The organism is Microbacterium sp. SORGH_AS_0454, assembly GCF_031453395.1.
Lineage (GTDB): Bacteria > Actinomycetota > Actinomycetes > Actinomycetales > Microbacteriaceae > Microbacterium.
Genome location: NZ_JAVIYS010000001.1, coordinates 3,158,478 through 3,171,916 on the forward strand (window position 1 = coordinate 3,158,478; position 13,439 = coordinate 3,171,916).

6 protein-coding genes and 3 rRNA genes are annotated in these 13,439 nt (G+C 62.3%); 1 reads left to right on the top strand and 8 read right to left on the bottom strand.

Annotated features, from left to right (window positions below):
* Window positions 1–17 precede the first annotated feature (17 nt).
* The 8 genes from QE454_RS15175 to rpsA all read right to left on the bottom strand — a co-directional run bounded on the left by QE454_RS15175 (window position 18) and on the right by rpsA (window position 11,967).
* Entirely contained in the window at window positions 18–569 is a 552-nt protein-coding gene (locus tag QE454_RS15175; RefSeq protein ID WP_307460020.1) for a GIY-YIG nuclease family protein, read from the bottom strand.
* A gap of 33 nt (window positions 570–602) precedes the next feature.
* Complete coding sequence (gene treS, locus QE454_RS15180) at window positions 603–2,876, bottom strand: maltose alpha-D-glucosyltransferase (protein WP_396652987.1); 2,274 nt, start codon at window positions 2,874–2,876, stop codon at window positions 603–605.
* Between the two features lie 130 nt (window positions 2,877–3,006).
* Window positions 3,007–4,221 carry an MFS transporter gene (locus QE454_RS15185; RefSeq protein ID WP_307460018.1) on the bottom strand — a complete coding sequence of 405 codons (1,215 nt, stop codon included), beginning with the start codon at window positions 4,219–4,221 and terminating at the stop codon, window positions 3,007–3,009.
* Window positions 4,222–4,373: 152 nt separating this feature from the next.
* Window positions 4,374–4,490 (bottom strand): 5S ribosomal RNA (gene rrf / locus QE454_RS15190).
* A 102-nt stretch (window positions 4,491–4,592) separates the two neighbouring features.
* Window positions 4,593–7,702: ribosomal RNA gene (locus QE454_RS15195) — 23S ribosomal RNA — on the bottom strand.
* Window positions 7,703–8,117: 415 nt separating this feature from the next.
* Window positions 8,118–9,639, bottom strand: a 16S ribosomal RNA gene (locus tag QE454_RS15200).
* The 16S, 23S and 5S rRNA genes sit together here, the layout of an rRNA operon.
* A 594-nt stretch (window positions 9,640–10,233) precedes the next feature.
* Window positions 10,234–10,407, bottom strand: a complete 174-nt coding sequence (locus QE454_RS15205; RefSeq protein ID WP_307460016.1) for a hypothetical protein — start codon at window positions 10,405–10,407, stop codon at window positions 10,234–10,236.
* A gap of 105 nt (window positions 10,408–10,512) precedes the next feature.
* The gene (gene rpsA, locus QE454_RS15210) at window positions 10,513–11,967 is read right to left on the bottom strand and encodes a 30S ribosomal protein S1 (RefSeq protein WP_058622362.1); all 1,455 of its coding nucleotides are present in this window, start codon (window positions 11,965–11,967) and stop codon (window positions 10,513–10,515) included.
* Window positions 11,968–12,434: 467 nt separating this feature from the next.
* Here rpsA and QE454_RS15215 point away from each other — a divergent pair, with 467 nt between their 5' ends.
* Window positions 12,435–13,436: a lytic transglycosylase domain-containing protein gene (locus QE454_RS15215; RefSeq protein WP_307460013.1), complete on the top strand. Its 1,002-nt coding sequence runs from the start codon at window positions 12,435–12,437 to the stop codon at window positions 13,434–13,436.
* Window positions 13,437–13,439 lie beyond the last annotated feature (3 nt).

Consider the following 13,439-nt stretch of genomic DNA (forward strand, 5'->3'; position numbering starts at 1 on the left):
CGAACCCCCGGGACCCCTCATCCGCTCCGTGCGATCGCCGCGCTTGTCCAGCGGGCGTAGAGGGCCCACGGGTCGTCGACGCCCGCGGCCAGCCCGGTCACGTGCGCATCGAGTGCCGGGCTCCGGCGGAACCACTCGGTCCTGCCGAAGCGCTCCTCGGCGAAGAGGGCATGGCGGCGGCGCTCCAGCGAACGGTCCCCCGGCTCGAAAGCGAGAAGCTCGTCGTGCCAGATCGCCGAGAGCCGTTGACGGGGGCTCGCGGTGGTGCCGATCTTGATGCGGTCCTCGAACCTCAGGTAGTAGACCACGTCCACTCGTGGGGGTGGGAGTTCGTCGTCGACGGCTTCCCCATGCCGCCACTCGCACACCGCGCACAGCCATCCGCTCGGCCATCGCACGCCCAGGCGCGACCCGCAGAGCCGACAGGGCGACGGCAGAACATCGGTCACCCCCTCGGTCGAAGCCGCCCAGTCTGCGCTGACGGCCAGGTGCCACGCGCACAGGGTCACCGGCGCAAGAGGCTCGGACGGCTCGCGACACCCCGGCACGAGGCAGTCGGGGGTGGACATGCCCTCACGCTATGCCCGACCCCCGACATCGCTTCAGTCCTCGATGACCGGAGGCTCCAGCACGAGGAACAGACCGGCGTAGGGACCGAGCTCGAGCGAGAAGCTCTGCAGCTCGTCCACGCGGCCGACGGCTTCACCCGTCGCCGCGTCGATCGCCGTGCTCTGGGGAACGAGCCACTCGGAGCGTACGGTGCCCTCGATCGTCTCGCCCGAGAAGTTCAGCACCGTGATCTGCAGCGGGGCCGCCTGGTCTCGCCGATCGCCCCCGTCGAGACGGTGAACCATCACGAGCATGCTCGGGTGACCGACCTGTGGGATGTCGACCTGCGAGGCGATGGCGATGCCGTGGTCGCCGCGGATCCGCAGGATCTCCTTCAGTCCTGACAGGAAGGACTCCGGGTCCTCCTGCTGCCGTCCGAGCGAGCCGTACAGCGAACGCGCGCGCGGCACGCCCGACATCGACGACGACGCCTCGGGCGCCACATCGAGCAGGTCGTGCGCTCCGCGCTCGATCCAGCGGGTGTCACCCGTCGAGATGAGGTGCCGCACATCGTCGGCGGGAAGCGTGAGCGAACCGGTGAGATCCCACCCGGACAACGCGAAGACGCCCGGCTGCCACGAGTTGTACTTCGCCAGCAGCAGGTGCGCGTCGCGGATCGCCGGGATGTCCTCGTCGGAGATGTCGTCGAGGGTCGCCTTTCCCTGCGTGGCGGCGATGAGGGATGCCGAGGTGCACGCGATCCCGTTCTGCGTGAAGACGAGATTGTAGTCGGCCTCGACCGTGAGCTTCTCGGTCAGCTCGGCGCGCACCATCTCGGCGATCTCTCCGCCTGTGTGCTCCTCGTGGCGGAAGGGGTAGACGGTGTCGCGGTGCGTCGTCGCCCAGTGCACGAGCTCGTAGGTCAACTCGTCGTGATTCTGCATGCCGTGCACGAGCTGCACGGGCTCGACGCCGGTCTCGAGGGCCGTGGTCAGCGCAAGACGCAGGAACTCGGTGTTCGCCGTGGCGAGAGCGTGGTGATACCCGGGCCGCGTCACGAAGTCGTACGAAAGGTCTGCGCCGACCGCACTGGTGTCGCGGATGTCCTCCATCGTCAGGTTCAGCTCCTGGAAGGTGAAGCCGCCCACCTTGCGCACCATACCGGCGATGATGTGGTTCGCCGCATGGGAGAGCGGATGGCCCTCCGACCACGCCGGCAGACCCTCCGCGCTCTTCTCGACCCCGAGGAAACCGTTGGCATCGAGGCGAAGCGCGCTCGTGCCGAGGTCGCCGAGCGAGTGCAGCGCGTCTCCGATCACGAGCCGCATCCCCGCGAACGTCGGGTCCAGCCAGTTGATGGACGGCTGCCCCTCTTTGAAGTAATGCAGGTACACCCAGCGCCGTTCGAGACCATCGGTACCGACGACCGGTGCCGTGGTGCTCCAGTTCGTCTCCTTGACCCCGGGGGTGTAGAAGATGACGCGCTGCAGCTCACCGATGATGTAGCCGCGAGCGCTCAGCTCTCGTTCGGTGTCGGCGTCGAGGTTCACGGAGTCGCGACCCGCGGGCACCTCGGGCAGGAGATCCCAGTCCTCGCGCGGAATCTCGACCATGTGGTAGATCCCGGGATAGTCCTTGTAGGCCATCTCGGCGAGGCGGAAGTCCGCCCCCTTGCCGGTGTGACCGGGGACGATGTCATCGATCACGCTGCCACCGTGGGACTCCGCGACATCCGCGACGCGACGGAAGGCGTTCTCGTCGCCGAACTCGGGGTCGATCTGCGTGCTGATCCGGTCGAAGTGACCGTCGACGCTCGGGGTCTCCTGCCATCCCGTGATGCCGCCGGCGCGCTTCACGGGCCCGGTGTGGATGCCGTTGATCCCCACCCACTCGAAGGCCTCCCACAGTGCCTCGTCTCCGAGTGCTTCCAGGAAGGACTCCCCCGGCCGTGTGATCAGCGAGATCGGATAGGCCGTGAACCAGACGTCGGTGGACTCGATCGCGCGACGAGCGTCGGGGCGCGCATAGGGGTTCCGCCACATGGACGGCTGGCCCGAGAGTTGCCGGCTCAGGACGTCGGCGTCTTTCAGCATCGACTGACGCACGAGCCACTCGACGTATGACGGGTTACCGCCGTTCGCATTGCGAGGATCGGTCAGGAAACGGCGTAGCGTCCCGCCGCGGAACTGATCACGCGGGCGGAGTCGACGCGGTCGCGCCGGATAGCGCTGCTCGTCGTAGCTGATCTCCGTCGCGTTCTCGATCGCGTCTTCCGCGTCGCCCGGATCCCCCTCGCCCTGACCGGCGTCGACCATCTCGTCATCCATCGCAGCGCGCTCATCGGCGTCTTCCACTCCGACCTCCCTCACGTCATCTACGACGCTAGTCTCTCCCGTCGACATCGACCCGGGCCATTGACCTCGACCCGCCGAACATCGATGGATACGCCGACAGGTCTCATCGAGGGCGAGCAGGAGCCGAGCGCAGAGCCAACAGGGCGACCCCGAACGCGAAGACGCACATCCCGAGCACCAGTGATGAGAAAACGACCCACCCTGCCGACGCGAACACCAGCCCGAGCAGCCATCCGAACAGGCTGGAGCCCCCGTAGTAACCCAGGTAGTACAGCGAGGACGCTTGGGCGCGCGCTTGCGGATCTGCCGCCACCGGCGTCCATCCCGACGCCACCGCGTGCGCCGCGAAGAAGCCCGCGGTGAACGCGAGAAGCCCCGCGATCACGGCTGCGACCGACGGGATAGACATCGCGACGACGCCGACCGCCATCACCCCGATGCTCCCCAGAAGCACCGGCAGACGCCCATACCGCACGGCGAGGGCCCCTGCACGAGGAGACGACACCGTGCCTGCCAGGTACGCGAGGAACAACAGGGTCACCACGGCCGGCGCCAGAGAGAAAGGCGGCTCGGCGAGGTGAAATCCCAGGTAGTTGTAGACCGCGACGAAAGCACCCATCAACAAGAACGCCTGGGCGTACAGCGCCAGCTGCACGGGTGAGCGCAGGTTGAGCGCGAGGCGGCGCCGCACCGTGGGACCCCTCACGGTTCGCGCGCGCCCGGGCACGAAACCCCGCGCCGTGGGCACCAACGCCAGGAACACGGCCGCGGCCACCGCGCAGAGGAACACAACGGATGCCACCCCCCACCGCCACCCGGCGAACTCGGCGACGAAGCCCGAAGCGACGCGGCCCGACAGGCCTCCCACGGTGGTGCCCGCGATGTAGGAACCGGCGGCAGCCGCCACGAAACGCGGCGAGACCTCTTCGCTCAGATACGCCAGAGCGACAGCGGGCACCGCACCGAGTGCCACCCCTTCCAGCAGCCGCAGCGCCAGCAGCAAACTGAGATCGTGAGCGAACGGTGTGACGGCGCCGAGCAGCGTGGCGGCGATGACACCGATCGCCATCGCCGGAACCCGACCGATCCGGTCGGCCACCAGCGACCACGGGATGACCGCCGCAGCCAACCCGAGAGTGGACGCCGACACGGTGGAGGCGGCGCCCGCCGGCCCCGACGCCACATCGACGGCGATCGCGGGTAGCACGGCCTGCGTTGCGTAGAGCTGCGCGAACGTGGCGACACCGCCGAAGAAGAGACCGATCAGGAGACGCCGGTACTCGCGGCTCCCGGGCAGGTGTCCCGAAAAGCCGCTCACGTCATCGACCCTATCGATCCCGCGGTGGGTGTGGGGGTGCGTTGGTGGGTGCTTCCGTACGGAAGGACGCGCCGACGCGGTGCCGCACCCGAAAGTGCCCGTAAATGCGAAATGGCCACCCAACATTGGGTGGCCATTTCGACTGAAAAGAAGTCCGGCGGTGTCCTACTCTCCCACAGGGTCCCCCCTGCAGTACCATCGGCGCTGAGAGGCTTAGCTTCCGGGTTCGGAATGTAACCGGGCGTTTCCCTCTCGCTATGGCCGCCGAAACACTATTGATGTTTCACAAACCAACAACGACATGATCATTGTTGAGTTCCCGACCGTACATCGAGAACCACTCAGTGGACGCAAGCACCAAAAACAGGTGTGTTATCAAGTCATCGGCTTATTAGTACCGGTCAGCTTCACGTATTACTACGCTTCCACATCCGGCCTATCAACCCAGTAGTCTGGCTGGGAGCCTCTCACCATAAAGGTATGGAAGTCTCATCTTGAGGCCGGCTTCCCGCTTAGATGCTTTCAGCGGTTATCCATCCCGAACGTAGCTAATCAGCGGTGCTCCTGGCGGAACAACTGACACACCAGAGGTTCGTCCAACCCGGTCCTCTCGTACTAGGGTCAGATCCTCTCAAACTTCCTACGCGCGCAGCGGATAGGGACCGAACTGTCTCACGACGTTCTAAACCCAGCTCGCGTACCGCTTTAATGGGCGAACAGCCCAACCCTTGGGACCTACTCCAGCCCCAGGATGCGACGAGCCGACATCGAGGTGCCAAACCATGCCGTCGATATGGACTCTTGGGCAAGATCAGCCTGTTATCCCCGAGGTACCTTTTATCCGTTGAGCGACAGCGCTTCCACAAGCCACTGCCGGATCACTAGTCCCGACTTTCGTCCCTGCTCGACCTGTCAGTCTCACAGTCAAGCTCCCTTGTGCACTTACACTCGCCACCTGATTGCCAACCAGGTTGAGGGAACCTTTGGGCGCCTCCGTTACATTTTGGGAGGCAACCGCCCCAGTTAAACTACCCACCAGGCACTGTCCCTGAACCGGATCACGGTCCTAAGTTAGATATCCAGAGTGACCAGAGTGGTATTTCAACAATGACTCCACACTCACTGGCGTGAATGCTTCACCGTCTCCCACCTATCCTACACAAGCCACACCGAACACCAATACCAAGCTGTAGTAAAGGTCACGGGGTCTTTCCGTCCTGCTGCGCGTAACGAGCATCTTTACTCGTAATGCAATTTCGCCGAGTTCGCGGTTGAGACAGTTGGGAAGTCGTTACGCCATTCGTGCAGGTCGGAACTTACCCGACAAGGAATTTCGCTACCTTAGGATGGTTATAGTTACCACCGCCGTTTACTGGGGCTTAAATTCTCAGCTTCGCCTTACGGCTAACCGGTCCTCTTAACCTTCCAGCACCGGGCAGGCGTCAGTCCGTATACATCGTCTTGCGACTTGGCACGGACCTGTGTTTTTAGTAAACAGTCGCTACCCACTAGTCTCTGCGGCCACCACACCCTTTCGGAGCAAGTCCTAATAAGTGGATGGCCCCCCTTCTCCCGAAGTTACGGGGGCATTTTGCCGAGTTCCTTAACCACGATTCTCTCGATCTCCTTGGTATTCTCTACCTGACCACCTGAGTCGGTTTGGGGTACGGGCGGCTAGAACCTCGCGTCGATGCTTTTCTTGGCAGCATAGGATCACCCACTTTTTATCCGCATCGTGTCTCAGCCTCATGACTCCCGGATTTGCCTAAGAGTCGGCCTACGCACTTGCACCAGGACTACCATCGCCTGGCTTGGGCTACCTTCCTGCGTCACACCTGTTAATACGCTAGCCGCACCAGCATGGGGTCGAGCGTTCACACACACCCGCCTCACCCCGAAGGGATCCGCTAAAGCGTGAGCTAGGACTCTTAGCACCACTGGATTGACTGGGGCGGTTCTTCGCCGGTACGGGAATATCAACCCGTTGTCCATCGACTACGCCTGTCGGCCTCGCCTTAGGTCCCGACTTACCCAGGGAAGATTAGCTTGACCCTGGAACCCTTGGTCTTTCGGAGGACGTGTTTCTCACACGTCTTTCGCTACTCATGCCTGCATTCTCACTCGTGTAGCGTCCACGGCTGGGTCACCCCGCCGCTTCACTCGCCACACGACGCTCTCCTACCCATCAACACGGCTGGACCACGAAGGCCTACCAAAAATGTCAATGCCACAACTTCGGTGGCGTGCTTGAGCCCCGTTACATTGTCGGCGCGGAATCACTTGACCAGTGAGCTATTACGCACTCTTTCAAGGGTGGCTGCTTCTAAGCCAACCTCCTGGTTGTCAAAGCAACTCCACATCCTTTCCCACTTAGCACGCGCTTAGGGACCTTAGTTGGTGGTCTGGGTTGTTTCCCTCTCGACTATGAAGCTTATCCCCCACAGTCTCACTGCTGCGCTCTCACTTACCGGCATTCGGAGTTTGGCTGACGTCAGTAACCTTGTAGGGCCCATCGGCCATCCAGTAGCTCTACCTCCGGCAAGAAACACGCAACGCTGCACCTAAATGCATTTCGGAGAGAACCAGCTATCACGAAGTTTGATTGGCCTTTCACCCCTATCCACAGCTCATCCCCTCAGTTTTCAACCTAAGTGGGTTCGGTCCTCCACGACGTCTTACCGTCGCTTCAACCTGGCCATGGATAGATCACTTCGCTTCGGGTCTAGGACACGCGACTGAATCGCCCTATTCAGACTCGCTTTCGCTACGGCTACCCCACTCGGGTTAACCTCGCCACGTATCGCTAACTCGCAGGCTCATTCTTCAAAAGGCACGCTGTCACCCCTACTAAGGAGGCTCCAACGGTTTGTAAGCAAACGGTTTCAGGTACTATTTCACTCCCCTCCCGGGGTACTTTTCACCTTTCCCTCACGGTACTTGTCCGCTATCGGTCATCTGGGAGTATTTAGGCTTATCAGGTGGTCCTGACAGATTCACACGGGATTTCTCGGGCCCCGTGCTACTTGGGATACTTCTCACGCCAAGAACAGGCATTTCGACTACGGGGTTCGCACCCTCTATGACCGGCCATTCAAAACCGTTCGTCTATACCCTCTTGTCACGTCGATCATTCGGCAGAACAATCAGAAAAGTCCCGCAACCCCCAACATGCAACGCCTGCCGGCTATCACACACGCTAGGTTTAGCCTCTTCCGGTTTCGCTCGCCACTACTTACGGAATCGCTTTTGCTTTCTCTTCCTGTGGGTACTGAGATGTTTCACTTCCCCACGTTCCCTCTACCCGCCCTATATATTCAGGCGGGAGTCACCAGGTACGCACGCGCCCTGGCGGGGTTTCCCCATTCGGACATCCTCGGATCAAAACTCGCTTATCAGTTCCCCGAGGCTTATCGCAGATTGCTACGTCCTTCTTCGGCTCCAGATGCCAAGGCATCCACCGTTTGCTCTTAAAGACTTGAAATCACATGAGTTGAATCGTCAAAAAATTGACTAATGATCTTTAAGATCATCTTCACGACACAACCAAAAAGTCATGTCGAAGATGCTCGCGTCCACTGTGTAGTTCTCAAAGTACGGGCGGTACCCACCCCACACGCCACAACCGTGACAGCAGGGAAGGCCCACGAGGAACAGCCACCAACCACACCAGCCTTCCGACTAGCGCAACCAGCGCCCGGCCCCTCAGGACCCAACAGCGTGCATGTACCCACCCCACCAACCCGAACCGTTCCCACAGCAAGCTGCGTACTAGACCCGAACCATCGGCATGAGCACCCCATCAAATGTTCCACCCATGAGCTACCAGCAACACACATTCGGTGTTGAACTGGCGCCTGGACACTCGAACCGAAACCCGAGTGCCAGATGCTCCTTAGAAAGGAGGTGATCCAGCCGCACCTTCCGGTACGGCTACCTTGTTACGACTTAGTCCTAATTACCGATCCCACCTTCGACGGCTCCCTCCACAAGGGTTAGGCCACCGGCTTCAGGTGTTACCGACTTTCATGACTTGACGGGCGGTGTGTACAAGACCCGGGAACGTATTCACCGCAGCGTTGCTGATCTGCGATTACTAGCGACTCCGACTTCATGAGGTCGAGTTGCAGACCTCAATCCGAACTGGGACCGGCTTTTTGGGATTCGCTCCACCTCACGGTATTGCAGCCCTTTGTACCGGCCATTGTAGCATGCGTGAAGCCCAAGACATAAGGGGCATGATGATTTGACGTCATCCCCACCTTCCTCCGAGTTGACCCCGGCAGTATCCCATGAGTTCCCACCATTACGTGCTGGCAACATAGAACGAGGGTTGCGCTCGTTGCGGGACTTAACCCAACATCTCACGACACGAGCTGACGACAACCATGCACCACCTGTTTACGAGTGTCCAAAGAGTTGACCATTTCTGGCCCGTTCTCGTATATGTCAAGCCTTGGTAAGGTTCTTCGCGTTGCATCGAATTAATCCGCATGCTCCGCCGCTTGTGCGGGTCCCCGTCAATTCCTTTGAGTTTTAGCCTTGCGGCCGTACTCCCCAGGCGGGGAACTTAATGCGTTAGCTGCGTCACGGAAACCGTGGAATGGTCCCCACAACTAGTTCCCAACGTTTACGGGGTGGACTACCAGGGTATCTAAGCCTGTTTGCTCCCCACCCTTTCGCTCCTCAGCGTCAGTTACGGCCCAGAGATCTGCCTTCGCCATCGGTGTTCCTCCTGATATCTGCGCATTCCACCGCTACACCAGGAATTCCAATCTCCCCTACCGCACTCTAGTCTGCCCGTACCCACTGCAGGCCCGAGGTTGAGCCTCGGGATTTCACAGCAGACGCGACAAACCGCCTACGAGCTCTTTACGCCCAATAATTCCGGATAACGCTTGCGCCCTACGTATTACCGCGGCTGCTGGCACGTAGTTAGCCGGCGCTTTTTCTGCAGGTACCGTCACTCACGCTTCTTCCCTGCTAAAAGAGGTTTACAACCCGAAGGCCGTCATCCCTCACGCGGCGTTGCTGCATCAGGCTTCCGCCCATTGTGCAATATTCCCCACTGCTGCCTCCCGTAGGAGTCTGGGCCGTGTCTCAGTCCCAGTGTGGCCGGTCACCCTCTCAGGCCGGCTACCCGTCGACGCCTTGGTGAGCCATTACCTCACCAACAAGCTGATAGGCCGCGAGCCCATCCCAGACCGAAAAATCTTTCCAAACACGACCATGCGATCACGTCTCATATCCAGTATTAGACGCCGTTTCCAGCGCTTATCCCAGAGTCCAGGGCAGGTTGCTCACGTGTTACTCACCCGTTCGCCACTGATCCACCAAGCAAGCTTGGCTTCACCGTTCGACTTGCATGTGTTAAGCACGCCGCCAGCGTTCATCCTGAGCCAGGATCAAACTCTCCGTAAAAAAGAAATGCATACAACCACCGGGAAAACGACAGTCATAGCGAGTTTGAAACTGACCAAAGAGAAAACATCAAAACTGACGAATTCATATGCCAACCCCCGGAAGGGCTGGTCTTTGATCCAAAGGAATTTCTCGCAATCCAACAAAAGTCAGACCGACGAGGAATAAATTGGCATTTGACAAGTGCACGCTGTTGAGTTCTCAAGGAACGGACGCACCCACAGAAACGATCTCCCGACCTACCCGTGAGGCAATTCACTACCTATTCGATCATTCAAACCTTAAGGTTCTCACCGTGGGACCTATCAAAGATCAACGTCGTGAAACCCGGTCGAAGACCAGAACCAAAACCATACACCGAAACGATGAGGTTCTGGACAATCCGCCACTTGAGACGAAGCGGGGCCTTCCGGCCTCTCCGCTCTCCCCTGTGGGGCGAACAGGTAATAAGTTACGCGGGAACGACCGACCCGTCGAATCCGGGCACATCTCGGGCGTGTCGCCGGACCGCAGGCGCGGAATCCTGCGGAAACGTCGACGGCCCGGCGCGACCTTCCAGGTCGTCCGGGCCGAGCCACGGGAACGGTATGACGGTCAGGCGACGAGCATCCATGTCGACGGCGAGGTCATGGCATCCGCGTGTCCCCCGGTGAACTCGATCCCACCGAAGAACATTGCGCCGATGACCAGAGCGAAGACGAACGCGATCGACAGGAAGAGCACGGCCACGCCGGCGAGGGTGATCAGGAGCGGAAGTCGAGAAGCCATGTCTTCATACTGCCTTGATCCCCCGCTCGTTCACCAGGGCTTGCGCCCGGGAACGACCGAAGGCCGGCACCTCCGAAGAGGTACCGGCCTTCAGTGCGGGACGGATCAGCGACCGGAGAGCTTCTCGCGAAGCGCAGCCAGCGACTCGTCGTCGGCGAGGGTGCCCTGGGCGGGCGACTCGGACGAGAAGGATCCACCGAACGAACCGGTGTCCGTCGGGTTGGCCGCCTCGGCCTCGAGGGCCTTGGCGACGGCAGCCTTGTGAGCCTCCCAGCGACCCTGGGCAGCGGCGTACTCCTGCTCCCATGCTTCGCGCTGAGTGTCGAAGCCCTCGAGCCACGCACCCGACTCGGGGTCGAAGCCCTCGGGGTACTTGTACTCGCCACGCTCGTCGTACTCGGTGGCCATGCCGTACAGCGCCGGGTCGAACTCGGTGCCGTTGGGGTCGACCGACTCGTTGGCCTGCTTCAGCGACAGCGAGATGCGGCGACGCTCGAGATCGATGTCGATGATCTTGACGAAGACCTCTTCGCCGACCGACACGACCTGCTCGGCGAGCTCGACGTGCTTACCCGACAGCTCGGAGATGTGCACGAGGCCCTCGATGCCGTCGGCCACGCGGACGAACGCACCGAACGGAACGAGCTTGGTGACCTTGCCCGGAGCGATCTGGCCGATCGCGTGGGTACGGGCGAACACCTGCCACGGGTCTTCCTGCGTCGCCTTGAGCGAGAGCGACACGCGCTCGCGGTCGAGGTCGACCTCGAGGATCTCGACGGTGACCTCCTGGCCCACCTCGACGACCTCGGAGGCGTGCTCGATGTGCTTCCAGGAGAGCTCGGAGACGTGGACGAGACCGTCGACGCCACCCAGGTCGACGAACGCACCGAAGTTGACGATCGACGAGACCGTGCCCTTGCGGACCTGGCCCTTGTGGAGGTTGTTGAGGAACGTGGTGCGCGACTCGGACTGCGTCTGCTCGAGCAGGGCGCGGCGCGAAAGCACGACGTTGTTGCGGTTCTTGTCGAGCTCGAGGATCTTGGCCTCGATCTCCTGGCCGAGGTACGGCGTGAGGTCGCGGACGCGGCGCAGCTCGATGAGCGAGGCCGGGAGGAAGCCACGGAGGCCGATGTCGACGATGAGGCCACCCTTGACGACCTCGATCACGGAACCGGTGACAACACCGTCGTTCTCCTTGATCTTCTCGACGTCGCCCCACGCACGCTCGTACTGCGCGCGCTTCTTGGACAGGATGAGGCGGCCTTCCTTGTCCTCCTTCTGGAGAACGAGGGCCTCGACGTGATCGCCGACGTTGACGACCTCGTTGGGGTCGACGTCGTGCTTGATCGAGAGCTCGCGGGAGGGGATGACGCCCTCGGTCTTGTAACCGACGTCGAGGAGGACCTCGTCGCGGTCGATCTTCACCACGGTGCCTTCGATGAGGTCGCCGTCGTTGAAGAACTTGAGCGTCTTCTCGACCGCGGCCAGGAAGTCTTCGGCCGAGCCGATGTCGTTGATCGCGACCTGCTTGATAGCCGGGGCGGTCGTTGCGGTAGTCATGTAGTGGGTTGTCCTAGTTGGGTGTGGTGTCGGGCTCCGACTCCTGTACCCGTCGGTCCGAAGACCGGGGGCCGTCGGGCTGGGGCCGCCCGAGGGCGAACTCCAACCACGAGTCGAAGCGAAGCGGATTGTTTGTGCGATGCCACGGGCCCGCCAGACAGACGAACCCAGATGTGACACCCCAGTCTAACGCACCGGGCCTGGCGCGTGGTCGCGGGCTCCGCGCACCAGCCGTCGGGCACGTCGTATGGGGACATCCGACCCTGGCGAAGGTGACGGACGGAGCCTGAGGCACCGGGAGCTTCGGGCGAGCGATTCGCCTCGGATCGGCGCTTTTGTCTGGCCGGTTTGAGGCGGTCCGCCCAGGTGGCGTCCAGAAACACGTGCCAGGCTCCCCGTCTTGTGCCCGCTGAACGCGGGTCGGACGGTGACACCCGCACCGTCCTCCCTCACGTGAAACCGGTTTTATGCGCTCTGACTCGACGCCCCCCACCAATCGTCGTGACCGCCGCCTCGCCGCCCGCCGCACTCGTCGTCGCCCCGTGACGACGGTGGGCACGCTCGTGCTCGGCGTCGTCGCGGCTGCGGCTCTCACCGGCACCGCGCCGGCTGCCACGGCTTCCCCCGCAGACCTGTCCACGGCGACGTTCTCTCTCGCCTCCTCGATCACTCCCACGGTCCTCGCCGCCAGTCCCGGCCCCGAGAAGACCCAGGCGAAGACCGCCGAAACGGCGGCCTCGACCTCGATCCAGGCTGCCGCCGCCGTGCAGAAGGACATCGCGGCATCCGGTCTCGACATCGGTCAGCCGGCCACGGTCGACACCACCGCTCTGCAGCACGCGACGGATCGCCTGGAGGCGGCGTCCGCGCTTCCCGAGACCTTCCTTCCCGCCCTCGCCCACGACGTCACCGCGGCCACCGCCTCGGTCGACCAGCGCGTGGCGGAGCTGCGCGGCGGCCTTGACGCCGCCGTCGCCAAGAAGGCCGAAGAAGAGGCCGCCGAGAAGGCACGACAGGAGGCCGAGGCCGCTGCTGCCGCGAAGGCCGCCGCAGACAAGGCGGCCGCGGAGAAGGCCGAGTCGTCGTCGTCGTCGGGCTCCAACAGCGGTGGAGGCGGCGGATCGTCGGCCCCCATTCCCACAGGCGGCGGATCGGGCGACAACAGCGTCGCGGGTGCTCAGGCCGCTGCTCGCGACATGCTCGCCAGCCGCGGCTGGGGCGACGACCAGATGTCGTGCCTCGTGTCGCTGTGGAACAAGGAGTCGGGCTGGAACTACAAGGCCTACAACTCCGGCAGCGGCGCCTATGGCATCCCGCAGGCTCTCCCCGGCAGCAAGATGTCGTCCGCCGGTGCCGACTGGCAGACCAACGCCGCCACCCAGGTGTCGTGGGGCCTCGGGTACATCTCGGGCCGCTACGGCACACCGTGCGGCGCGTGGGGCCACTCGCAGTCGACCGGCTGGTACTGAGCC